Source organism: Massilia scottii, from assembly GCF_030846495.1.
Classification (GTDB): Bacteria; Pseudomonadota; Gammaproteobacteria; order Burkholderiales; family Burkholderiaceae_D; genus Telluria_A; species Telluria_A violaceinigra.
In genome coordinates, this window is sequence record NZ_JAVCWM010000009.1 from 256,445 (window position 1) to 276,045 (window position 19,601).

Genomic DNA, 19,601 nt, shown 5'->3' on the forward strand with positions numbered 1-19,601 from the left:
TTTGTCCGCCTTAAGCCAGAATGTCTTCAACCGACTTGCCGCGCTTGGCGGCGATGTCGCTTGCAGTACTCATTTTCGACAGACCGTCCAGGGTAGCGCGGACCAGGTTGTAAGGGTTCGACGAGCCCGTGGATTTCGCCACGACATCGGTTACGCCCATGACTTCGAAGATAGCGCGCATTGCGCCACCCGCGATGACTCCGGTACCAGGCTTGGCAGGCATCATCATTACTTTCGATGCGCCGTGACGGCCGGTGACTGTGTGGTGCAAAGTACCGTTCTTCAGAGGAACCTTGATCAGGTTACGACGGGCTTCTTCCATTGCCTTCTGCACGCCCACTGGCACTTCTTTCGATTTGCCCTTGCCCATGCCGATACGGCCATCGCCGTCGCCCACAACGGTCAGTGCTGCAAAACCCATGATACGACCACCCTTGACCACTTTGGTCACGCGGTTGATCGCGATCATCTTTTCGCGCATGCCATCATCCGGCTTGTCGCTTTGCATTTTCGCTTGCATTTTTGCCATGACGATTCTTCCTTAGAACTTCAGACCGGCTTCACGCGCGGCTTCTGCCAACGCCTTCACACGGCCGTGGTAACGGAAACCGGAGCGGTCGAACGCAACTTCGGTAATCCCTGCTTTCAGTGCTTTCTCGGCGACGCGCTTGCCAATCAGTGCGGCAGCGGCGGCATTGCCACCCTTGCCGGACTTGCCTGCCAGTTCGGCGCGAACTTCGGCTTCGGCGGTGGACGCCGACACCAGGATTTTCGCGTCCGGGCTGATCAGGTTGGCGTAAATGTGCTGGTTGGTACGATGTACCGACAGACGATTTACTTTCAGTTCCGCGATCTTGATGCGGGTCTGGCGTCCACGACGCAGACGTGATTCTTTCTTGTCCATGGTCAGCCCTATTATTTCTTCTTGGTTTCTTTAAGCTTAACCACTTCGTCCACATAGCGGACGCCCTTGCCTTTGTAAGGCTCAGGGGAGCGGTAAGCGCGCACTTCTGCAGCGACCTGACCAACCTGTTGACGATCGATACCCTTGATGATGATTTCGGTCGGGGTTGGGGTGGCGCAAGTCACGCCTGCTGGCATCGAATGCACAACAGGGTGCGAGAAACCCAGCGACAGGTTCAGCTTGTCGCCGGCGGCCTGGGCTTTGTAGCCCACGCCGACCAGGGACAGCTTCTTCTCGAAGCCTTTGGTCACGCCGGTCACCATATTGTTGACCAGGGCACGCAAGGTGCCGGACATCGCGTTCGACTCACGGCTGTCGTCGACGACGTCGAAGCTCAGCGTGCCATTGTTGTTTTCTACTTTTACCAGGCCGTTCAGGGCCTGGGTCATGGTGCCCAGCGGGCCCTTGACGGTGATCGCTGCTGCAGTGATCGCCACATCGGCGCCAGCTGGGACAGCGATCGGCATTTTAGCTACTCGGGACATTGTCGATACTCCTTAAGCCACGTAGCAAATAACTTCGCCGCCGACACCGGTGGCGCGTGCTTTGCGGTCCGTCATGACGCCTTGCGGGGTCGACACGATCGCCACACCCAGGCCATTCATCACGGTAGGGATGTCATCTTTGCCTTTGTAGACGCGCAGGCCCGGACGGGACACACGCTCTAAACGCTCGATGACGGGACGGCCAACGTAATACTTCAAACCGATCTTCAGTTCCGCCTTGCCACCAGCTGCGGTGACGGCGAAATCTTCAATGTAACCCTCGTCCTTGAGGACGACAGCAATCGCTACTTTAACTTTCGACGATGGCATGGCCACGGTCGTTTTTTGGACACCTTGTGCGTTGCGAATGCGGGTCAGCATATCGGCGATAGGATCGCTCATACTCATTGCATATTCTCCTATTACCAGCTTGCTTTAGTCATACCCGGAATCTCACCACGCATGGCAAATTCACGGAGCTTGATACGGGCCAGACCGAATTTACGGAATGTGCCACGTGGACGGCCGGTCACGGCGCAGCGGTTACGCTGGCGGGTCGGGGCCGAGTTGCGCGGCAATGCCTGCAACTTCAGACGGGCTTCATAGCGCTCTTCTTCCGACTTAGACTGGTCGTCGATGATGGCTTTCAGAGCGGCACGCTTCGGGGCGAATTTCTCCACCAGGTCTGCACGCTTCTGTTCGCGGTTAATCAGTGCTAGTTTTGCCATGATCTCAGTTTCTGAACGGAAATTTAAAGGCGGCGAGCAGAGCTTTCGCTTCGTCGTCGGTCTTGGCGGTTGTCGTGATGCTGATATTCATACCGCGCAACGCGTCAATCTTGTCGTACTCGATTTCAGGGAAAATGATCTGTTCCTTGACACCGATGTTGTAGTTGCCACGGCCATCGAACGAACGGCCATTGACGCCACGGAAGTCACGCACGCGCGGCAGGGCCACGGTGATGAAGCGATCCAGGAATTCGTACATACGGGCACCACGCAGGGTGACCATGGTACCGATTGGATAGCCTTCACGGATTTTGAAACCCGCGATTGCCTTGCGCGACTTGGTGGTCACTGGCTTCTGGCCGGCGATCTTGGTCAGATCGGCGACAGCGTGCTCGAGAACCTTCTTGTCGGCGATTGCTTCACCAACACCCATGTTCAGGGTGATCTTGGTCAGGCGCGGCACTTCCATTGCCGATTTGTAGCCAAATTTGGCGACCAGGTCGGCAACGACCTTATCTTTATAAAATGCTTGGAGACGGGCCATGATGTCTTAAACCTTCACTACTTCGCCGGAGGACTTGAAAACGCGGACTTTCTTGCCGTCTACGTCTTTGAAGCCCACGCGGTCTGCCTTGCCAGTCGCTGCATTAAACAATGCAACGTTGGACACGTGAATCGGCATTGTCTTGTCGACGATACCACCAGTTACACCGGTCATTGGGTTCGGCTTGGTCGCTTTTTTAGCGATGTTGACGCCTTCAACCACGACATGCTCAGCATCGATACGTTGCTGAACAACACCGCGTTTGCCCTTGTCTTTCCCGGTCAGAACGATGACTTCGTCGTTTTTACGAATCTTATCCATTACGACTCCTTACAGGACTTCAGGTGCCAGGGACACGATCTTCATGAACTTTTCAGTGCGCAGTTCGCGCGTGACTGGTCCAAAAATACGGGTACCGATCGGCTCGAGCTTGGCGTTGAGCAAAACAGCAGCATTGCCGTCGAACTTCACCAGGGAGCCGTCTTGGCGGCGCACACCTTTAGCGGTACGCACAACCACAGCGTTATAAATTTCACCTTTTTTGACACGGCCGCGTGGCGCAGCAACCTTGACGGTTACCTTGATCACGTCGCCAATGCCAGCATAACGGCGCTTGGAACCGCCCAATACCTTGATGCACATGACTTCCTTGGCACCTGTATTGTCGGCTACTTCGAGCCGGCTTTCAGTTTGAATCATAGTATTCTCTTTCCCAACTTAAGCCGAAGAATCCCCACAATGTGGGCCTGCGGTCAGTCTTGGTCCCGCCAACCTCCCCTGCTGGGTCGATTGATTGGGTGATGGACTTTCCAAAAACTTTCGTTGCAGGCCGCTGCCACCGGGGTGACTGATAAATGCGGCGTTACATGAACGAAGCCCGCTAGTATCACACAATACTGGCGGGCCCGCAAGAACTTTTATCCGGAAGCTGGCTGCTGCACAACAAATGTGCAACACCCCCATCCGGCACCACTGGTCTTACTGGAAGAACCGCCCCGCTTGCGCCTGGACCGTCCCTCCGTCTCTAGTCAGTTGAGGACAGGGCGAAAGCGATGAACCCCGCCCTGTCCCGCAACCTATCTGATCAGTTGAGGACAGGGCAACGGCGATGAACCATGCCCTGTCCCGCAACGATTTAGATTACCTGCGCCGCTTGCACGACACGCGTAACAGTCCAAGCTTTGGTCTTCGAGATCGGACGACCTTCCTGGATCTCGACCGTATCGCCGGTCTTGACCGAGTTGGTCTCGTCATGCGCGTGATACTTGTTCGAACGCATGATGATCTTGCCGTACAACGGGTGCTTGACGTGACGCTCGATCAGGACGGTAACAGTCTTGTCCATCTTGTCGGAAACCACTTTACCGACCAAGGTGCGCTTCAGGGCGACTTTAGTAGTTTCGGTCATTTGGCTTCCTTCGAGTTCATGACAGTCTTCACACGCGCGATGTCGCGGCGTACCTTCTTGAGTTGCGAAGTGTTGCTCAGCTGTTGCGTAGCGATTTGCATGCGCATGCCGAACTGTGCCTTCAACAAATCATTCAGCTCTTTCTGGAGAGCTGCCTGGTCTTTGCCGCGGAGTTCTGTTGCTTTCATATACGACTCCTTTTATTGGCCGACTTGGCGGATGACAAACGTCGTCGCCAGTGGCAGTTTGGCGGCGGCCAGACGGAACGCTTCCCGGGCCAGCGTCTCATCGACGCCGTCCATTTCGTACAGTACCTTGCCTGGCTGAATTTCAGCGACGTAGTACTCCGGGTTACCTTTACCGTTACCCATACGGACTTCAGCTGGCTTGTTCGAAATTGGCTTGTCCGGGAAAATACGGATCCAAATACGACCACCGCGCTTGATGTGACGGGTCATGGCACGACGAGCTGCTTCGATCTGACGTGCTGTGATACGGCCGCGGGCAACTGCCTTCAGACCGAATTCACCGAACGAGACAGCGGTGCCGCGGGTGTGCGAAATGCCGGTGTTACGGCCTTTCTGCTCTTTACGATACTTCCTGCGTGCTGGTTGCAGCATGATTATTCTCCTGCTTTCTCAGCTGGTGCAGCAGCAGCCGCTTCCGGCTTCTTCACTGCGACTGCAGGACGAGCACGGACGACTGGAGCGCCAGTTGGGGTTGAACCTGGACGGCCTGGAGCACCGGCTGGACGCGGACGGCCTGCTGGCTTGCCATCGTCACGGCGCGGACCGCGGCTCTTCTTCTCGTCGGCCGGGGTATCGATGACTGGTGCATCGCCATTTGGCGCGCGGTCACCCTTGTATACCCAGACCTTGACGCCGATGATGCCGTAGGTCGTTGCTGCTTCGCTGGTACCGTAGTCGATATCGGCGCGCAGGGTGTGCAGAGGCACGCGGCCTTCGCGATACCACTCTTTACGGGCGATTTCGATACCGTTCAAGCGGCCCGACGACATGATCTTGATGCCCAGGGCACCCAGACGCATGGCGTTTTGCATCGCGCGCTTCATGGCGCGGCGGAACATGATCCGCTTTTCCAGCTGCTGCGAAATCGAATCGGCGATCAGCTGCGAGTCGATTTCCGGCTTGCGGATTTCTTCGATGTTCACGTGCACGGGAACGCCCATGATCTTGGTCAGCGCCGACTTCAGTACTTCGATGTCTTCGCCTTTTTTACCAATGACCACGCCTGGACGCGAGCTGTAGATCGTGAAGCGCGCGTTCTTGGCAGGACGCTCGATGACGATGCGGCCAACCGAGGCGTTCTTCAGTTTCTTTTTCAGGAACGCACGTGCCTTGAGATCTTCGTTCAGCATTTGGGCAAAGTTACCATTGCCCGCGTACCAACGCGATGCCCAGTTACGGGTTACTGACAGGCGAAAGCCTGTTGGATGAATCTTCTGTCCCATCGTGACCCCTTAGTTGCCGACAGTCACGTAGATGTGACAGGATTGTTTTGAGATGCGATCACCCCGGCCTTTAGCGCGTGCAGTGAAGCGCTTCAGGATCGGGCCCTTTTCAACGTAGATCTGGACGACCTTCAGCTCGTCGATGTCAGCGCCATCATTGTGCTCGGCGTTCGCGATCGCGGACTCCAGAACCTTCTTGATGATCGTTGCACCTTTTTTCGGGCTGAACTGCAAGATGTTGAGTGCTGCATCAACCTTCTTGCCACGGATCAGATCGGCAACCAGACGACCTTTTTGGTCGGACAGGCGCACACCTTTGAGGATAGCTTTGGTTTCCATTATTTCTTCGCCTTCTTGTCAGCGGCATGGCCCTTGAACGTACGGGTCAGTGCGAATTCGCCGAGCTTGTGACCAACCATGTTCTCGGAGATGTATACCGGCACGTGCAGCTTGCCGTTATGCACTGCGATCGTCAGGCCGATGAAGTCTGGCGAGATCGTCGAACGGCGCGACCAGGTTTTGACTGGCTTTTTGTCTTTGTTCGCTTGCGCGGTTTCGACTTTTTTCACCAGGTGGGCGTCGATAAACGGCCCTTTTTTCAATGAACGTGTCATGTCTTATCCTTATTTCTTGCCGCGGCGCGAGACGATCATCGAAGTCGTACGCTTGTTACGGCGCGTCTTCTTACCCTTCGTCTGTTGGCCCCAAGGCGACACTGGATGACGACCAGCTGCGGTTTTACCTTCACCACCACCGTGCGGGTGATCGACCGGGTTCATGACCACACCGCGAACGGTAGGACGAACACCGCGCCAGCGCATCGCGCCAGCTTTACCGATCTTGCGCAGGCTGTGCTCGGCATTACCGACTTCGCCAACCGTTGCACGGCATTCGATGTGCACGCGGCGCACTTCACCCGAGCGCAGACGCACTTGAGCGTAGGTACCTTCGCGCGCCATCAGAACAACACCAGCGCCGGCGGTACGTGCCATCTGGGCACCTTTACCTGGCAGCATCTCGACGCAATGCATCACGGTGCCGACTGGGATGTTACGGATAGGCAGGCAGTTGCCCGACTTGATAGGCGCTTCCGAACCATTCATCACCGAATCGCCAACGGACATGCCCTTGGTTGCGATGATGTACTGGCGCTCACCGTCTGCATAGCACAGCAGGGCGATGTTCGCGGTACGGTTTGGATCGTATTCGATACGCTCGACCTTTGCCGGAATACCATCCTTCTGACGCTTGAAGTCGATCAGGCGATAGTGCTGCTTATGACCACCGCCGATGTGGCGGGTGGTGATGTGACCGTTGTTGTTACGGCCGGCAGTTTTCGATTTCTTTTCAACCAGGGCTGCGAACGGACGACCTTTGTACAGGTCCGGGTTCACAACCTTCACCATGCCGCGACGGCCTGGCGAGGTTGGTTTCATCTTTACGAGTGCCATTATTTAGCCTCCTCGGAGAAGTTGATTTCCTGGCCAGGCTTCAGGCACACGAAAGCACGCTTGGTATGGTTGCGACGGCCATTGAAACGGCCCGAACGCTTTTGCTTACCTTCGCGATTGGCTGTCTGCACCGACAGCACTTCAACCTTGAACAACAGTTCAACGGCTGCCTTGATTTCAGGCTTGGTCGCATCCGGCAATACGCGGAACACGATCTGCTCGTTCTTTTCCGCGACCATGGTGGCCTTCTCGGAAATGACTGGCGCCTGGAGCACCTTCATCAGGCGCTCTTCGGAAAATTTGATTACGCCGCTCATGCGAACATCTCCTCGATCATGGCCAGTGCTGCTTTGGTGACCACGATTTTTTTGTAGAACACCAGCGACATCGGATCAGCGTGCTTCGGCTCGACGACCAGCACGTTCGGCAGGTTGCGCGATGCCAGCAGCAGGTTTTCTTCGAGCTTGTCGGTGATGATCATGACCGATTCCAGGCCCATGCCCTGCAGCTTTTGCGACAGCAGCTTGGTCTTTGGCGCATCCAGGTTCATGCCCTCAACCACGACCAGACGCTCTTCGCGTGCCAGTTGCGACAAGATCGAGCAGATACCTGCGCGGTACATCTTCTTGTTCACTTTGTGGGTGAAGTTTTCGTCAGGCGAGTTCGGGAAAATCCGACCGCCGCCGCGCCACAGTGGCGAGGACGACATACCAGCACGCGCGCGGCCGGTACCTTTTTGGCGCCATGGCTTCTTGGTCGTGTGGTGAACTTCTTCACGATCTTTCTGCTTGCGGTTACCGCTACGTGCGTTGGCAGCGTAGGCGACGACGATCTGGTGGATCAGCGCTTCGTTGTAGTCACGACCGAAAACGGTATCGGCTGCGGCGACGTTCGAACCTGCTTGACCTTGCTCATTCAGAAGCTTGAGTTCCATAATTAAGCTCCCTTCTGAACTTTGGATTTAATGGCTGGCGAAACGATCACCTGGCCATTTTTCGCACCTGGTACGGCACCTTTGACCAGCAACAGCTGACGGTCGGCGTCGATACGGGCGATTTCGAGATTCTGTACGGTACGATTCACGTCACCGAGGTGACCGGTCATGCGCTTACCAGGGAAAACACGACCTGGATCCTGCGCCATACCGATGGAACCTGGAACGTTGTGCGAACGCGAGTTACCGTGCGTTGCGCGACCGGAAGCGAAGTGGTAACGCTTGATGACGCCGGCGTAACCCTTACCGATCGTGACGCCTTGGACGTCGATCTTCTGACCGACTTCGAACAGGGAAGCGGCGACAACGTCGCCAGCTTTCAGTTCGGCAGCTTTACCAGCGTCGACGCGGAATTCGCGCAACATGGTACCGGCTTCGACGCCAGCTTTGGCGTGGTGACCCGCAACAGCTTTGTTCACGCGGGAAGCGCGACGTTGACCGAATGCGACCTGAACAGCGGAGTAACCATCTGTTTCAGGGGTTTTGATTTGTGCGACACGGTTGTTCGACACGTCCAGAACGGTGACAGGGATCGAATCCCCTTCATCCGTAAAGATGCGCATCATTCCAACCTTGCGACCGAGAAGGCCTAGGCTCATTTTTTCTCCATTCCCACCTGCGATTGGGCGGGGCTGACTGTTTAACTACCAAGTAAAGGACAGATTCAAAAACACACGAATCCATACCGAAGCCGGCTAGGATAGCATGCAAAAAGGCTTGACGCAACAACTTAGTTGGAGGTATGTCGATGTGTTGTACTGCGGAGGATGCGGGGGGTGTTGCGAGGGGCGCAAGCGGGGTGTTTTACGGGATCAGCAGCGTTGGAAAGCGGGTAAAGCCAACTGGTTTCGCCCCCCCCGTCATTCCCGCTACCGCGCCAGCGGCTGTCCGCCCGACCCGATCCGCAAGCGCAGCCAGAACTGCATCAGCCGCTCCCACAGCCCGCGCCGCACCTTGCCGGTGCGCAGGCGCGTTTCGCCCGCCATCGGCACGGCCATTTCCCAGCGCACCGGATAAATATTCACGCGCTTGGTGTACCGGCTCAGCAGCGCGGTGGTTTCCACCCCGGCAAAATCCAGGTGCCGGTCCAGCAGGAACACGAACATCGGCTCGATATGCTGCTTCTTGCCGCGCATGCTCACTTCCACGCAGGAAGGCAGGATCACGCCGTCGCTCAGGGTGGTGTTGGCCGCCACAATATAGTGGCCGAGCGGGTCGAGCGGCACCGCGTCCAGGCTGGTCGGGCGCACGAAGGACTCGCCATTGCCCAGGTTGACCTCTTCATCGATCGCCCATTCCCAGATGGGATAGGAGGCAAAGTCGGCATGCGTGACCTTGCGGATGGAGCGGCGGATAGCAAGATCTGGGGTCATGGACAGGGTGGCGAAGCTTCTGGGTAACCTCGCCAGTTTATGGCCAGCGGTGATTTCTGTCCAGCAACGCCCAGTCGGCGTGACCGGAAAACCTCAAAACAAAAATATAAGGCTTGCCTACGAATCAAGTGCGCCCATATACAGGCTGGCAAGCACGTTGTATATTACGACCGGAAATTGCAACACTGTAATTTTGTTATCGAGCGCCACAGCGTTGGCGTGAAGTGTCCCTCAACCGTTACAAGGAGTTATACATGGCAATCAGTTTGCAAAAAGGCGGCAACGTCAACCTGAGCAAAGAAGCTCCGGGACTGACCAAGGTCGTCATCGGCCTCGGCTGGGATCCACGCGCGACCGACGGCAGCGCATTCGACCTCGACGGCAGCGCCTTCATGCTCAAGGCCGACGGCAAGGTCCGCGCCGACGCCGACTTCATTTTCTACAACAACCTCAAGTCGAGCGACGGTTCGGTCGTGCACGGCGGTGACAACACCTCGGGCGCGGGCGAAGGCGACGACGAGAAGGTGATGGTTGACCTGAGCGCGGTGCCGGCCGAGATCGACAAGCTCTCGTTCTGCGTGACCATCCACGAAGCCGAAGCGCGCAAGCAGAACTTCGGCATGGTCGGCAAGGCGTACATCCGCTGCCTGAACGCCGACGGCGACAAGGAACTGGCCCGTTACGACCTGTCGGAAGACGGCTCGACCGAAACGGCCATGATCTTCGGCGAGCTCTATCGCGCCGGCGCGGAATGGAAGTTCAAGGCCATCGGCCAGGGCTTCAAGGGCGGCCTGGGGCCACTGGCCAAGTCGTTCGGCGTCAACGCGTAAAGCACGACCCGCTGGTCCTCGCCCGCAAGGATGGCTGCCCCAGGGCGGCGCCTTGCGGGCGTTGTGACGTGTGGAGGGTGCGTATGTATAAGCGCCGCCCTCTGCCTTGTCATTGCTGCCATTGGCAGAAATGACTTCCCGCGCCAAGGCGGCACTCGGCGCGACGTCGGTTCTGGCAGTGCCAGCGACGACGGTTCCAAGCTCATCGATCTCCATATACCTGCACCTTTCGAACGGACACCATGGAAAACTTATCTCGCGGGCAGCGTCTGCCGCTGGCCACCATTGCCCCCAACGGCCGCATCGACATCGGCCTGAACGCCGCCGGCCTGCGGCTCGACTTCGCCTGCTTCGGCCTCGGCGCCGACGGCAAGCTGCTCGATGAGTCGTACATGACCTTCTTCAACCAGCCGCGCACGCCCTGCGGCGGCGCCGAACTGATCGACGTCCCCGGCGACCTGCTCGGTTTCAGCATCGATACCCGCCTGCTGCCGGCCAACATCGACCAGCTGGCGATCACCGCCAGCGTCGACGGCGACGGCACCATGTCGCAACTGACCAGCGGCTACCTGCGCCTGCTCGCCGGCACCGACGAAAAAGCGCGCTTCGCCTTTTCCGGCGCCGATTTCGCCCGGGAACGCGCCATCATGCTGGGCAATCTGTACCGCAAGGATGGCCAGTGGCGCTTCATGGCGGTCGGCCAGGGCTTCAACGGCGGCCTCGACGCGCTGGTGGCCCACTTCGGCGGTGCCGTGGCCGCCCCCGCTCCGGTGGCCGCGCCGGCGCCGCGCCCGGCTGCCGAACCAGGCCGCATCTCGCTCGAAAAACGCATCGAAAGCAAAGCGCCCCACCTGGTCAGCCTGGTCAAGCATGCCACCGTCTCGCTGGAAAAAGCGGGCCTGGCCAACCACCGCGCCAAGGTCGCGCTGGTACTCGACATTTCCGGCTCCATGGGCACCCTCTACCGCAAGGGGCTGGTACAGCAATTCGCCGACCGCATCCTGGCCCTGGGCTGCAAGTTCGACGACGATGGCGAAATCGATGTCTTCCTGTTCGGGTCGAAAGTGCACCAGCCGGCGCCCATGAACCTCGGCAACGCGCGCGCCTACATCCGCGACGTCGTCGAAGCCCACCCGCTCGAAGGCGACACCCGCTACGGCCGCGCGATGGAAGCGGTACGCCGCTTTTACTTTCCGGATTCCCAGGGTGGCGAGCGCAAGAGCGCGGTGTCGGCCCCGCTGCCGGTGTTCGTCATGTTCGTCACCGATGGCGGCACCTCCGACAAGCCGCTCACCGAGAAACAGTTGCGCTGGGCTAGCTACGAACCGATCTTCTGGCAATTCATGGGCATCGGCAAGGGCAAGAAATCGAAAAGCAAGAAACTGTTCCAGTTCGCCGACTCCGACTTCCCCTTCCTGGAACAGCTCGACGAGCTCTCCGGACGCCTGGTCGACAATGCCGGCTACTTTTCGGTCAGCTCGCCCGACGAACATTCCGATTCCGAGCTGTACGACCTGCTCATGGCAGAATACCCGGGCTGGATAAAACTGGCCAAACAACACCGCCTGCTCGCTTAGTACGACGGCAACAATTACGATTCAATAAGAAAGCAAACATGCGTGTCTGGTTCAACAGGACGTTCTCGTCCGTGTACGCGGCAATCGGCCTCATCCGCGAAGCCGATCTGGAAGGCCGTTTCCATCTCATTTACACCAATGCCAATCCGCACGCCGTCGCCGGGCGCGTCGCCCACGAATTCTTCGTCGAGCCGACCGGCCTGGACAACGAGGCCTACATCGGCTGGTGCCTGGACTTTTGCCGCGAACACCAGGTCGACATCTTCATCCCCGGCCGCCTGTCGAGCGAGCTGGCCAGCGCGCACGCGCGCTTTGAAGCCCAGGGCACGCGCGTGCTCAGCGCCGCCTCGCAGGAACAGCTCGAACTGATCCACGACAAGGCGCGTTTCTACGCCACCACCAACCTGGCCGGCGCACCGGTGGCCGAATTCCGCGTGTTCGACAACGTCGCCCAGTTCGACGCCGCCTACGCCGAGCTGCGCGCGCGCTACCCCAAGCTGTGCGTCAAGCCCTCGCGCTCGGTGTACGGCCTGGGCTTTGCCATCCTCGACGAGGAACGCAGCAGCGCCGCCCTGCTGCTGGCCGGCGCCGAATACCATATCGGCCGCGACGACATGCGCCGCGGCCTGGCCGAGCTGGGCGAATTTCGCACCATGCTGCTGATGGCCTACCTCGACGGCGTCGAATACAGCGTCGACTGCGTGGGCGACCATGGCCGCCTGGTGTGCGCGGTGGCGCGCAAGAAGCCGATGAAGCCCGGCCGCGGCCAGCTGATCGACATGCGCGACGACATCATGGAAGCGACCGCCGAACTGGCCCGCATCCATGGCTTGAACGGCGTGTTCAACGTCCAGTTCCGCGAAGGCGACGGCAAGCTGCACCTGCTCGAAATCAACCCGCGCATGTCGGGCGGCATCGGCATGGCTTGCGTGGCCGGCCCCAACCTGCCCTACATCGCCCTGTGCGGCTTCGCCGACGGTTTCGACAAGGTCGCCGTGCCGCCGGTGCGCGACGGCATCCGCGTGGCCGAACTGACTGCCCCGGCCGAGCTGACCTCGGTGGACCTGGTGTGAGCATGCTGCAAGCACCCGAGCGCCATCGCCTGAGCCTGCCCACGGGCGAACTCGAACTCGACATCCACGACAGTCAGTTTGCGCTGGACGACGTGATGGGCTTTGCCGCGCGCGCCAACGCCAAGCGCGGCTTCCTGTTCCTGAGCAAGGTGCTGGGCAAGCACTGGCCGGTCACCCCGGGCATGATGCGCAAGGTCCACGCCAGCCTGGCCGACACCGTGCCTGAACTGCCCGGCCCGGTGGTCTTCATCGCCATGGCCGAAACCGCCATCGGCCTGGGCCAGGGCGTGTTCGAAGCCTGGCTGGCCGCCCATCCCGGGCGCGAAGGCCTGTTCCTGCACACCTCGCGCTACCGGGTCGGCGCCGCCCCCATCATCGAATTCGAGGAAGCGCACAGCCACGCCCCGCGCCAGTTCCTGCACATGCCGCCGGACGCGCACACGCGCGAGCTGCTCCTCAATGCCAAGGCGCTGGTGCTGGTCGACGATGAAGCGAGCACCGGCAACACCTTCCTCAACCTGACCGACGCCTGCCGCAAGCTCAATCCCGGCATCGCCCACGTGCACCTGGCGACGATCACCAACTTCATGGGCGCCACCGCCACCGCCGCCCTGTCCGAGCGTTTCGGCCTGCCGGTGACGATGGGCGCCCCGGTCAGCGGCGAATACCGTTTCACGCCCGGCCAGCTGGCCAGCGCCAGCGCCCCGGCCCAGCTGTTCGATGCCTCCGCCGACCGTGGTGCCAGCGGCGAGTTCGGCCGCTACGGCCTGCACCGCGCCCTGACCGTGCCAGGTGGCCTGGCCGAACGCCTGGCGGGCGATGTCAAGCCGGGCGAGCGCGTGCTGGTGCTGGGCACGGGCGAATTCATGCACCCGTCCTACCTGCTCGGCGCGGCCCTGGAACAACTGGGCGTGAACGTCGTTGTGCAATCGACCACACGCTCGCCGATCCTGACCTGGGGCGCGGTGACAGCCGCGCTCACGTTCCCGGACAATTATGGCGAGGGTGTCGCCAATTTCCTGTATAACGTCACCCCCGGCCAATACGAGCACGTATTCATTTGCCACGAAACTGCGCCAAAACAGGCGCTGCTGGACCTTGCAGACACGCTCAAAGCGCGTCTTCTCCACTTTAAGACCGAGACCCATGTTGAAGAAGTTTCATAAATTCCTGTTCGCCGACCTGGACGACACCCTGTTCCAGTCGCTGGAAAAGTGCGAGGGCCGCGGCCTGCCGATCGAAGCGGCCGCCTTCCTCAAGGATGGCAGCCCGATCTCCTACACCACGCCCGGCCAGCGCGCCTTTCTCGCCTTTGCCCAGGATGGCATGACGATGATCCCCACCACGGCGCGCAACCTGAACGCGTTCCAGAGGGTGGGCATCGACTTCCACAGCTATGCCGTGCTCGACTACGGCGGCATCATCCTGCTGCCCGACGGCAGCGTCGACCAGGAATGGCTGGAGCACATGCGCGGCGCCATGCAAGCCGCCCTGCCCGGCCTGCGGGAACTAGCCGGGCTGATCGACGCCTGGGCCGAGCGCACCGGTTTCGGCAACCGCGCGCGCCTGATCGAGGATTTCGGCACGCCCTTCTATCTGGTGGTCAAGGACCCGCAAAAAATCGCGGCCAAGCTGGAGCCGATCGAGCGCGACGTGGTCCAACCATGGATTGACGACGGCAATCGCGACTACTTCATCCACCGCAACGGCAACAACCTGGCGATCTTGCCGAAAGCGCTGAACAAATCGCACGCGGTGGCGCACGTGAGCGCGCGCCTGCGCGCCGAACATGGCGATATCCTGACCTTCGGCATGGGCGACAGCAAATCGGACGCGCGCTTCATGGCCGCCTGCGACTACGCCATCGTGCCGAGCCGCACCCAGCTCGCCGGCCTGACCCTGGAGACCCTATGAATTTTTCCGGCAGTTACCGTTCGGAAGACGTCAGCTTCCTGCTCAAGCCGCTGGCGATGCAGGACTTCGTCGATGTCCCGGAAAAAGAATTCCTGATCCAGTCGGGCCAGCGCCACTACAGCGAAATGCTCTCGCCCGAATCGCTGCCGTCGGAACGCTACCTGGCGGTATTTCGCGAAGCATGCGCCGCCAACACGGCGCGCATGGCGCGCGACTGCCTGACCCTGGCCGGCCTGATCGCCCAGCGCCGCAGCGGCCCGGTGACCCTGGTCTCGCTGGCGCGCGCCGGTACCCCGGTCGGCGTGGTGCTCAACAGCCTGCTGCCCAAGGTCTACGCCCGCGCCAGCACCCATTACTCGGTCTCGATCATCCGCGACCGCGGCATCGACCTGGTCGCGCTCGAACACATCCTGGCGCAGGGCCACGCGCCCGAATCGATCGTCTTCATCGACGGCTGGACCGGCAAGGGCGTGATTTCACGCGAGCTGTCGGCCGCCATCGATGAATTCAACACCCGCCGCGGCACGGCGATTGACGGCGGCCTGTACGTGCTGTCCGACCTGGCCGGCAGCGCCGCCTGCGCCGCTTCCTGCGACGACTATCTGATTCCGTCGAGCATACTGAACGCCACCGTGTCCGGCCTGATCAGCCGCTCGATCCTGAACGAAGCGATCGGCCCGGGCGACTTCCACGGCTGCGTGTACTATCAGCAGTTCGAGGCGCACGACCAGTCGCAAAGCTTCGCCGACGGCCTGGTGGCCGCCGCGCTGGACATCGCCGCGGCCGGCGGCGCGCAGCAGGTCCAGGCGGTCGACCGCGAACAGGCCGGCGCCGTTTCGCGCGCCTACATGCTGGCCGCGCTGGACCAGCATGGCATTACCGACGTCAACATGATCAAGCCCGGCATCGGCGAAGCGACCCGCGTGTTGTTGCGCCGCAGCCCGCGGCTCTTGATCCTGCGCGACGCCGGCGCGCCCGACGTGGCCCACCTGGCCCTGCTGGCGCAGGAAAAGAATATCCCCGTGATCGTCGACCGCGCGTTGCCGTATCACGCCGTTTCATTGATCAGGAGTGCACTGGATGGTTAAGTCGATGGGAGCGTCGCTGTACGTGCCGGCGAATCACAAATACCTGATGGAAGTGGCCAATGGCGAGCGCATGGGGCACGTGCGCTCGCTGATTTTCTGCACCGAGGACGCGGTCGCCGACGCCGACCTGAGCTGGGCGCTGTTCAACCTGTCCGTGGTGCTGGCCAATATGCGGACCGAGGGCGTGGCCGAGCGCTTCGTGCGCGTGCGCAATCCCGAAGTGATGGCGCGCGTGCTGGCCATGCCGGGCGCCGACAAGCTGGCCGGCTTCGTGATCCCGAAGGCCACGCGCTACAACTTCGATGCCTACTTCAAGCAGATCCGCAATACCGATCACATGCTCATGCCCACGCTGGAAACGGCCGAAGTGTTCAACGACTGGGAAATGCGGCAATTTCGCAAGATGCTCGAAGGGCCGGGCGTGCGCCAGCGCATCCTGGCGCTGCGCATCGGCGGCAACGACCTGCTGGCCCTGCTGGGCCTGCGCCGTCCGCGCACCATGACTCTGTACCGCACTCCCCTGGGGCCGGTGATCGCGCGCCTGGTCACCACCTTCCGTCCGTACGGCTTCGTGCTGACCGCGCCCGTGTTCGAGCACCTCGACCTGCCCGAACTGCTGGACCAGGAAGTGGCCGAAGACCTGGCCCACGGCATGGTCGGCAAGACCGCCATCCACCCGAGCCAGATCGCGCCGATCGAGCAGCATTACCGGGTCAAGCCGAACGACCTGGCGGCGGCCAGGGCCATTCTCGACGTCGACGCGCCGGCCGTGTTCAAGATGCATAATTCGATGTGCGAAGTGGCCACCCACCGCGCCTGGGCCGAACGCACCATCGAACAGTCGAACGTGTTTGGCGCTCATCATGAGCACCCTCCGATGAGCTCGGCAATTCCACGGGAACTTTGAACCTGATTTGAGTGAAAAGGACGCTATCGTGACAAATTTTTCGCGCGGACAAAAAGGCAAGCTGGCCGACCTCGGCCTGGCAGCGCCCTTCAATGTGGTGCTCGATATCGACACCGCCGGCATGGTGATCGACATCTCCTGCTTCGGCCTGGACAGCGCCGACAAGCTCTCGGACGAGCGCTACATGGTGTTCTACAACCAGCTGGCCAGCCCCGCCAATGAAATCAGGATGACCCTGGGCGGGCGTGGCGCCAGCTTCGCCGTGAACCTCGACGCGCTGCCGGCCTCGGTCGCCAAGCTGGTGTTCGTGGCCGCCATCGACGGCGGCGGCACCATGCGCAAGGTGGGCGCCAGCAGCCTGAAGCTGGGCGACAGCGTGCAATTCCCCTGGTCGGGCGCCGATTTCCAGGATGAAAAAGCCGTCATCGTCGGCGAAATTTACCGTAAAGACGGCATCTGGCGCTTCGGCGCGGTCGGCCAGGGGTTTAATGGCGGCCTGTCGGCCCTGCTCAAGCATTTCGGCGGCACCGAGGCGGCGCCGGCGAACGTGCCGGTGCCGCCCGCGCCGCAGCAACAGCAGCAGCAGCAGCAGCAGCAGCAAAAAACGGTATCGCTGTCGAAAGTCACGCTCGACAAGCGCGGCGACAAGGTCTCGCTCGACAAGCGCGGCGGCAGCAAGGGCTTCGGGCGCATCCACGTCAACCTGAACTGGAACCGCGGCGCCAGCGGCGGCGCCGGCAAGGGCATCGACCTCGACCTGGGCTGCATGTACGAACTGGCCGATGGCCGTCCGGGCCTGGTACAGGCGCTGGGCAACGCCTGGGGCGACTTCGACCGTCCGCCCTACATGCGCCTGGCGGCCGACGACCGCACCGGGCGCTCGGCCGAAGGCGAAAACCTGGCCATCAACGGCGACCACTTCCACGACATGAAGCGGGCCCTGATCTTCGCCTTCATCTACGAAGGCGCGCCGAACTGGGCCGCCACCGATGGCGTGGCGACCATCAACATGCCCGACCAGGCACCGATCGAAGTGCGGCTCGACCAGGGCGGCAACCAGATGATGTGCGCCATTGCCATGATCGAAAACCGCGGCGGCAGCATGCAGGTGACCAAGCTGGCCGAATATTTCTCGCAGCAAGGCCGCGAAAGCGGGCACGAGCTGATGGACCGGCGCTTCGGCTTCGGCCTGCGCTGGACCACCGGCTCGAAGAACTAAGACCAGGTGCGCGCGCCGCCGGTCCCGCCCTCGGGCCGGCCGGCGGCTGTTGCTCAGTTCACTTCCCCGGCCGCGACCGGCTCGGTCTTGCCGACCTGATACCAGTCCACCTTGCGGGTAGCGACCATGATCGCGCCCAGTACCGCGAACAGCAGGATACTGCCCAGCACCAGCGCATTGTTCTCCGAGCTGAGCAAGCCATACAGCGCGCCGTAGAGCACGGTCAGCGCCACGCCGAAACCCAGTCCGCGCAGCCGGTTGCGCAGCACGAAACTCAGGTAAAAACCCAGCAGCAGGATGCAGGCCGTGCTGGCGATCAGGTACGCCGTGACGAACGGGATATGTTCCGACAAGCCCACCAGCAGCAGGAAGAACAGCACCAGCGCCAGCCCCACCAGCAGGTACTGGACCGGGTGAATCGGCAGGCGCTTGAGAATTTCAAAAATAAAGAACGCGGCAAAGGTCAGCGCCACGAACAGCAAACCGTACTTGGTGGCGCGCCCGGCCAGCGAATACACATTCACCGGTTCGATGAAGGCCACGCTGAAGCGGTCGGCGCGCGGGTCGGTGCCGCCGCCCACGGCGACGGCGGCGGCGATGCGCTCGGCCGGGGTGGCGTTGGCGGCCGGCGCGCTGCCTTCCTGCAGGGCGCGCAACTGCTGCTGGGTGGCGGTCGACAGCGAAGAGATCGACCAGTTGGCCTTGAAGCCATCGTCGCTGATGCTGCGGTCCTTGGTCGACGGCAGGAAACGGCCGCCGAATTGCGGATGGGGCCACTTCGATGCCAGCGTGATCTGGTTATTGCGCGCGACGGGCGAAAAATGCTGGCGTTCGATGCCGTCCAGGCCCAGGTTGAACGCGAAGTTGACGCGCCCGCTCTGCTCCATGTCCATGGGCGGCAGATCGGCATGCAAGCCGCTGCCGAGGGCGATGCTGCCGGTGCCCTGCTGGAATTCGATCGGCTGCTTGCCCCAGGTAATGGTCGGAATATTGCGGATGCCGCGCACATCCTCGATCCCGACCGCGATGCTGGCCTGGCCCACGGTAATGCGCGAGAGCGAGTTGGTGCGCGGCAGGGAAGACTTGAGCGGCAGGTCGAAGTCGCCCGACAGCGCGTGCTGGCCGCTGTAATACAAGACCCGGTGGATGCCGCGGTAACGGTAATCGGTATCGAAGCGGCCATCGACCGTCAACTGGTTCGGAAACACCAGGTGCACCCGGCTGACCGAGCGCCGCACCGTTTCGGTCTTGCTGGCGGCATCGGTGGTGGCGGGCACGGTCACATCGAACTCATCGGTGTACGGGATGACCATGACGGGACCGATGATCGACTGTTCGCGCACCGAATCGGCGGCGATGCTGGCCACGGCCTCGGCGCGGAATTCGGAGCGGTCGTGGATGGTGCCCTGGATCATCGCCAGTAACAGGCAGATCACAAGGGTGAGCGCCAGGATGGCGAGTATTTTGTACAGCAGTGTTTTTTGCATGAAGGCTCCCGATTGGTGGTGGAGCCAGTGTAGGGAGCGTGTATGCGCTGGGTATGCGCTGCGTGTGAAGTCGCCCGCATGAAAGTTT

Annotated in this window: 28 protein-coding genes; 8 read left to right on the forward strand and 20 right to left on the reverse strand. The window is 60.9% G+C overall.

All coding sequences use genetic code 11. The features are described from left to right. Positions 1 to 10 precede the first annotated feature (10 nt). From rpsE to RBA41_RS15475, 19 genes are all read right to left on the reverse strand, one after another. Entirely contained in the window at positions 11 to 529 is a 519-nt protein-coding gene (gene rpsE, locus RBA41_RS15385) for a 30S ribosomal protein S5 (protein ID WP_054265836.1), read from the reverse strand. A 12-nt stretch (positions 530 to 541) separates the two neighbouring features. Continuing rightward, the gene (gene rplR / locus RBA41_RS15390; protein ID WP_054265835.1) at positions 542 to 904 is read right to left on the reverse strand and encodes a 50S ribosomal protein L18; all 363 of its coding nucleotides are present in this window, start codon (positions 902 to 904) and stop codon (positions 542 to 544) included. A gap of 11 nt (positions 905 to 915) precedes the next feature. Continuing rightward, positions 916 to 1,449 carry a 50S ribosomal protein L6 gene (gene rplF / locus RBA41_RS15395; RefSeq protein ID WP_099873837.1) on the reverse strand — a complete coding sequence of 178 codons (534 nt, stop codon included), beginning with the start codon at positions 1,447 to 1,449 and terminating at the stop codon, positions 916 to 918. A gap of 12 nt (positions 1,450 to 1,461) precedes the next feature. Next, on the reverse strand, positions 1,462 to 1,857 hold the full coding sequence (gene rpsH, locus RBA41_RS15400; protein WP_054265833.1) for a 30S ribosomal protein S8: 396 nt from the start codon (positions 1,855 to 1,857) through the stop codon (positions 1,462 to 1,464). A 14-nt stretch (positions 1,858 to 1,871) separates the two neighbouring features. Beyond that, a complete protein-coding gene (gene rpsN / locus RBA41_RS15405) occupies positions 1,872 to 2,177 on the reverse strand; it encodes a 30S ribosomal protein S14 (protein ID WP_054265832.1) in 306 nt (101 codons plus the stop codon). Between the two features lie 4 nt (positions 2,178 to 2,181). Beyond that, positions 2,182 to 2,721, reverse strand: coding sequence for a 50S ribosomal protein L5 (gene rplE / locus RBA41_RS15410; RefSeq protein WP_054265831.1), 540 nt, complete (start codon positions 2,719 to 2,721; stop codon positions 2,182 to 2,184). Positions 2,722 to 2,727: 6 nt separating this feature from the next. Continuing rightward, positions 2,728 to 3,042, reverse strand: coding sequence for a 50S ribosomal protein L24 (gene rplX, locus RBA41_RS15415; protein ID WP_106756344.1), 315 nt, complete (start codon positions 3,040 to 3,042; stop codon positions 2,728 to 2,730). 9 nt (positions 3,043 to 3,051) lie between these two features. Continuing rightward, entirely contained in the window at positions 3,052 to 3,420 is a 369-nt protein-coding gene (rplN, locus tag RBA41_RS15420) for a 50S ribosomal protein L14 (RefSeq protein ID WP_008444317.1), read from the reverse strand. A gap of 436 nt (positions 3,421 to 3,856) precedes the next feature. Next, positions 3,857 to 4,129, reverse strand: coding sequence for a 30S ribosomal protein S17 (gene rpsQ / locus RBA41_RS15425; protein WP_054265829.1), 273 nt, complete (start codon positions 4,127 to 4,129; stop codon positions 3,857 to 3,859). Continuing rightward, positions 4,126 to 4,317, reverse strand: coding sequence for a 50S ribosomal protein L29 (rpmC, locus tag RBA41_RS15430; protein ID WP_054265828.1), 192 nt, complete (start codon positions 4,315 to 4,317; stop codon positions 4,126 to 4,128). The genes rpsQ and rpmC overlap by 4 nt, the downstream gene beginning before the upstream one ends. A gap of 12 nt (positions 4,318 to 4,329) precedes the next feature. Then, on the reverse strand, positions 4,330 to 4,749 hold the full coding sequence (rplP, locus tag RBA41_RS15435; protein ID WP_054265827.1) for a 50S ribosomal protein L16: 420 nt from the start codon (positions 4,747 to 4,749) through the stop codon (positions 4,330 to 4,332). Between the two features lie 2 nt (positions 4,750 to 4,751). Further along, positions 4,752 to 5,600 carry a 30S ribosomal protein S3 gene (gene rpsC / locus RBA41_RS15440; RefSeq protein ID WP_054265826.1) on the reverse strand — a complete coding sequence of 283 codons (849 nt, stop codon included), beginning with the start codon at positions 5,598 to 5,600 and terminating at the stop codon, positions 4,752 to 4,754. Between the two features lie 9 nt (positions 5,601 to 5,609). Beyond that, positions 5,610 to 5,942, reverse strand: coding sequence for a 50S ribosomal protein L22 (rplV, locus tag RBA41_RS15445; protein ID WP_181002795.1), 333 nt, complete (start codon positions 5,940 to 5,942; stop codon positions 5,610 to 5,612). Further along, positions 5,939 to 6,214 carry a 30S ribosomal protein S19 gene (gene rpsS / locus RBA41_RS15450; protein ID WP_054265824.1) on the reverse strand — a complete coding sequence of 92 codons (276 nt, stop codon included), beginning with the start codon at positions 6,212 to 6,214 and terminating at the stop codon, positions 5,939 to 5,941. The genes rplV and rpsS overlap by 4 nt, the downstream gene beginning before the upstream one ends. A gap of 9 nt (positions 6,215 to 6,223) precedes the next feature. Further along, positions 6,224 to 7,051: a 50S ribosomal protein L2 gene (rplB, locus tag RBA41_RS15455; protein WP_054265823.1), complete on the reverse strand. Its 828-nt coding sequence runs from the start codon at positions 7,049 to 7,051 to the stop codon at positions 6,224 to 6,226. Beyond that, the gene (rplW, locus tag RBA41_RS15460) at positions 7,051 to 7,368 is read right to left on the reverse strand and encodes a 50S ribosomal protein L23 (RefSeq protein ID WP_054265822.1); all 318 of its coding nucleotides are present in this window, start codon (positions 7,366 to 7,368) and stop codon (positions 7,051 to 7,053) included. Before rplW ends, rplB begins: the two co-directional genes overlap by 1 nt. Continuing rightward, positions 7,365 to 7,985 carry a 50S ribosomal protein L4 gene (gene rplD / locus RBA41_RS15465; RefSeq protein ID WP_099873835.1) on the reverse strand — a complete coding sequence of 207 codons (621 nt, stop codon included), beginning with the start codon at positions 7,983 to 7,985 and terminating at the stop codon, positions 7,365 to 7,367. The genes rplW and rplD overlap by 4 nt, the downstream gene beginning before the upstream one ends. Before the next feature lie 2 nt (positions 7,986 to 7,987). Beyond that, positions 7,988 to 8,644 carry a 50S ribosomal protein L3 gene (rplC, locus tag RBA41_RS15470; protein ID WP_099873834.1) on the reverse strand — a complete coding sequence of 219 codons (657 nt, stop codon included), beginning with the start codon at positions 8,642 to 8,644 and terminating at the stop codon, positions 7,988 to 7,990. Positions 8,645 to 8,914: 270 nt separating this feature from the next. Next, complete coding sequence (locus RBA41_RS15475) at positions 8,915 to 9,418, reverse strand: hypothetical protein (protein ID WP_306624940.1); 504 nt, start codon at positions 9,416 to 9,418, stop codon at positions 8,915 to 8,917. Between the two features lie 254 nt (positions 9,419 to 9,672). On the opposite strand from RBA41_RS15475, the gene RBA41_RS15480 reads away from it, so the two are divergent. The 8 genes from RBA41_RS15480 to RBA41_RS15515 all read left to right on the forward strand — a co-directional run bounded on the left by RBA41_RS15480 (position 9,673) and on the right by RBA41_RS15515 (position 18,026). Continuing rightward, positions 9,673 to 10,248, forward strand: a complete 576-nt coding sequence (locus RBA41_RS15480; RefSeq protein WP_306624941.1) for a TerD family protein — start codon at positions 9,673 to 9,675, stop codon at positions 10,246 to 10,248. A gap of 242 nt (positions 10,249 to 10,490) precedes the next feature. After that, entirely contained in the window at positions 10,491 to 11,825 is a 1,335-nt protein-coding gene (locus tag RBA41_RS15485; protein WP_306624942.1) for a VWA domain-containing protein, read from the forward strand. A gap of 38 nt (positions 11,826 to 11,863) precedes the next feature. After that, positions 11,864 to 12,898, forward strand: coding sequence for an ATP-grasp domain-containing protein (locus RBA41_RS15490; RefSeq protein WP_306624944.1), 1,035 nt, complete (start codon positions 11,864 to 11,866; stop codon positions 12,896 to 12,898). Between the two features lie 2 nt (positions 12,899 to 12,900). Further along, complete coding sequence (locus tag RBA41_RS15495; protein ID WP_306624945.1) at positions 12,901 to 14,064, forward strand: phosphoribosyltransferase domain-containing protein; 1,164 nt, start codon at positions 12,901 to 12,903, stop codon at positions 14,062 to 14,064. After that, positions 14,045 to 14,812, forward strand: a complete 768-nt coding sequence (locus tag RBA41_RS15500) for an HAD family hydrolase (protein ID WP_306624946.1) — start codon at positions 14,045 to 14,047, stop codon at positions 14,810 to 14,812. The genes RBA41_RS15495 and RBA41_RS15500 overlap by 20 nt, the downstream gene beginning before the upstream one ends. Beyond that, positions 14,809 to 15,900 carry a cysteine protease StiP family protein gene (locus tag RBA41_RS15505; RefSeq protein ID WP_306624948.1) on the forward strand — a complete coding sequence of 364 codons (1,092 nt, stop codon included), beginning with the start codon at positions 14,809 to 14,811 and terminating at the stop codon, positions 15,898 to 15,900. The genes RBA41_RS15500 and RBA41_RS15505 overlap by 4 nt, the downstream gene beginning before the upstream one ends. Then, on the forward strand, positions 15,893 to 16,807 hold the full coding sequence (locus RBA41_RS15510; protein ID WP_306624949.1) for an HpcH/HpaI aldolase/citrate lyase family protein: 915 nt from the start codon (positions 15,893 to 15,895) through the stop codon (positions 16,805 to 16,807). Before RBA41_RS15505 ends, RBA41_RS15510 begins: the two co-directional genes overlap by 8 nt. A 28-nt stretch (positions 16,808 to 16,835) precedes the next feature. Continuing rightward, entirely contained in the window at positions 16,836 to 18,026 is a 1,191-nt protein-coding gene (locus tag RBA41_RS15515) for a TerD family protein (RefSeq protein WP_306624951.1), read from the forward strand. Positions 18,027 to 18,079: 53 nt separating this feature from the next. On the opposite strand, the gene creD is transcribed toward RBA41_RS15515, so the two are convergent. After that, positions 18,080 to 19,513, reverse strand: coding sequence for a cell envelope integrity protein CreD (creD, locus tag RBA41_RS15520; protein ID WP_306624952.1), 1,434 nt, complete (start codon positions 19,511 to 19,513; stop codon positions 18,080 to 18,082). Between the last annotated feature and the right edge of the window lie 88 nt (positions 19,514 to 19,601).

Excerpts from the sequence above, each read along its gene's own strand:
- rpsE (WP_054265836.1), bottom strand. The coding sequence starts at position 529 with ATGGCAAAAATGCAAGCGAAAATGCAAAGCGACAAGCCGGATGATGGC.
- rplR (WP_054265835.1), bottom strand. The coding sequence starts at position 904 with ATGGACAAGAAAGAATCACGTCTGCGTCGTGGACGCCAGACCCGCATC.
- rplF (WP_099873837.1), bottom strand. The coding sequence starts at position 1,449 with ATGTCCCGAGTAGCTAAAATGCCGATCGCTGTCCCAGCTGGCGCCGAT.
- rpsH (WP_054265833.1), bottom strand. The coding sequence starts at position 1,857 with ATGAGTATGAGCGATCCTATCGCCGATATGCTGACCCGCATTCGCAAC.
- rpsN (WP_054265832.1), bottom strand. The coding sequence starts at position 2,177 with ATGGCAAAACTAGCACTGATTAACCGCGAACAGAAGCGTGCAGACCTG.
- rplE (WP_054265831.1), bottom strand. The coding sequence starts at position 2,721 with ATGGCCCGTCTCCAAGCATTTTATAAAGATAAGGTCGTTGCCGACCTG.
- rplX (WP_106756344.1), bottom strand. The coding sequence starts at position 3,042 with ATGGATAAGATTCGTAAAAACGACGAAGTCATCGTTCTGACCGGGAAA.
- rplN (WP_008444317.1), bottom strand. The coding sequence starts at position 3,420 with ATGATTCAAACTGAAAGCCGGCTCGAAGTAGCCGACAATACAGGTGCC.
- rpsQ (WP_054265829.1), bottom strand. The coding sequence starts at position 4,129 with ATGACCGAAACTACTAAAGTCGCCCTGAAGCGCACCTTGGTCGGTAAA.
- rpmC (WP_054265828.1), bottom strand. The coding sequence starts at position 4,317 with ATGAAAGCAACAGAACTCCGCGGCAAAGACCAGGCAGCTCTCCAGAAA.
- rplP (WP_054265827.1), bottom strand. The coding sequence starts at position 4,749 with ATGCTGCAACCAGCACGCAGGAAGTATCGTAAAGAGCAGAAAGGCCGT.
- rpsC (WP_054265826.1), bottom strand. The coding sequence starts at position 5,600 with ATGGGACAGAAGATTCATCCAACAGGCTTTCGCCTGTCAGTAACCCGT.
- rpsS (WP_054265824.1), bottom strand. The coding sequence starts at position 6,214 with ATGACACGTTCATTGAAAAAAGGGCCGTTTATCGACGCCCACCTGGTG.
- rplB (WP_054265823.1), bottom strand. The coding sequence starts at position 7,051 with ATGGCACTCGTAAAGATGAAACCAACCTCGCCAGGCCGTCGCGGCATG.
- rplW (WP_054265822.1), bottom strand. The coding sequence starts at position 7,368 with ATGAGCGGCGTAATCAAATTTTCCGAAGAGCGCCTGATGAAGGTGCTC.
- rplD (WP_099873835.1), bottom strand. The coding sequence starts at position 7,985 with ATGGAACTCAAGCTTCTGAATGAGCAAGGTCAAGCAGGTTCGAACGTC.
- rplC (WP_099873834.1), bottom strand. The coding sequence starts at position 8,644 with ATGAGCCTAGGCCTTCTCGGTCGCAAGGTTGGAATGATGCGCATCTTT.
- RBA41_RS15475 (WP_306624940.1), bottom strand. The coding sequence starts at position 9,418 with ATGACCCCAGATCTTGCTATCCGCCGCTCCATCCGCAAGGTCACGCAT.
- RBA41_RS15480 (WP_306624941.1), top strand. The coding sequence starts at position 9,673 with ATGGCAATCAGTTTGCAAAAAGGCGGCAACGTCAACCTGAGCAAAGAA.
- RBA41_RS15485 (WP_306624942.1), top strand. The coding sequence starts at position 10,491 with ATGGAAAACTTATCTCGCGGGCAGCGTCTGCCGCTGGCCACCATTGCC.
- RBA41_RS15490 (WP_306624944.1), top strand. The coding sequence starts at position 11,864 with ATGCGTGTCTGGTTCAACAGGACGTTCTCGTCCGTGTACGCGGCAATC.
- RBA41_RS15495 (WP_306624945.1), top strand. The coding sequence starts at position 12,901 with ATGCTGCAAGCACCCGAGCGCCATCGCCTGAGCCTGCCCACGGGCGAA.
- RBA41_RS15500 (WP_306624946.1), top strand. The coding sequence starts at position 14,045 with ATGTTGAAGAAGTTTCATAAATTCCTGTTCGCCGACCTGGACGACACC.
- RBA41_RS15505 (WP_306624948.1), top strand. The coding sequence starts at position 14,809 with ATGAATTTTTCCGGCAGTTACCGTTCGGAAGACGTCAGCTTCCTGCTC.
- RBA41_RS15510 (WP_306624949.1), top strand. The coding sequence starts at position 15,893 with ATGGTTAAGTCGATGGGAGCGTCGCTGTACGTGCCGGCGAATCACAAA.
- creD (WP_306624952.1), bottom strand. The coding sequence starts at position 19,513 with ATGCAAAAAACACTGCTGTACAAAATACTCGCCATCCTGGCGCTCACC.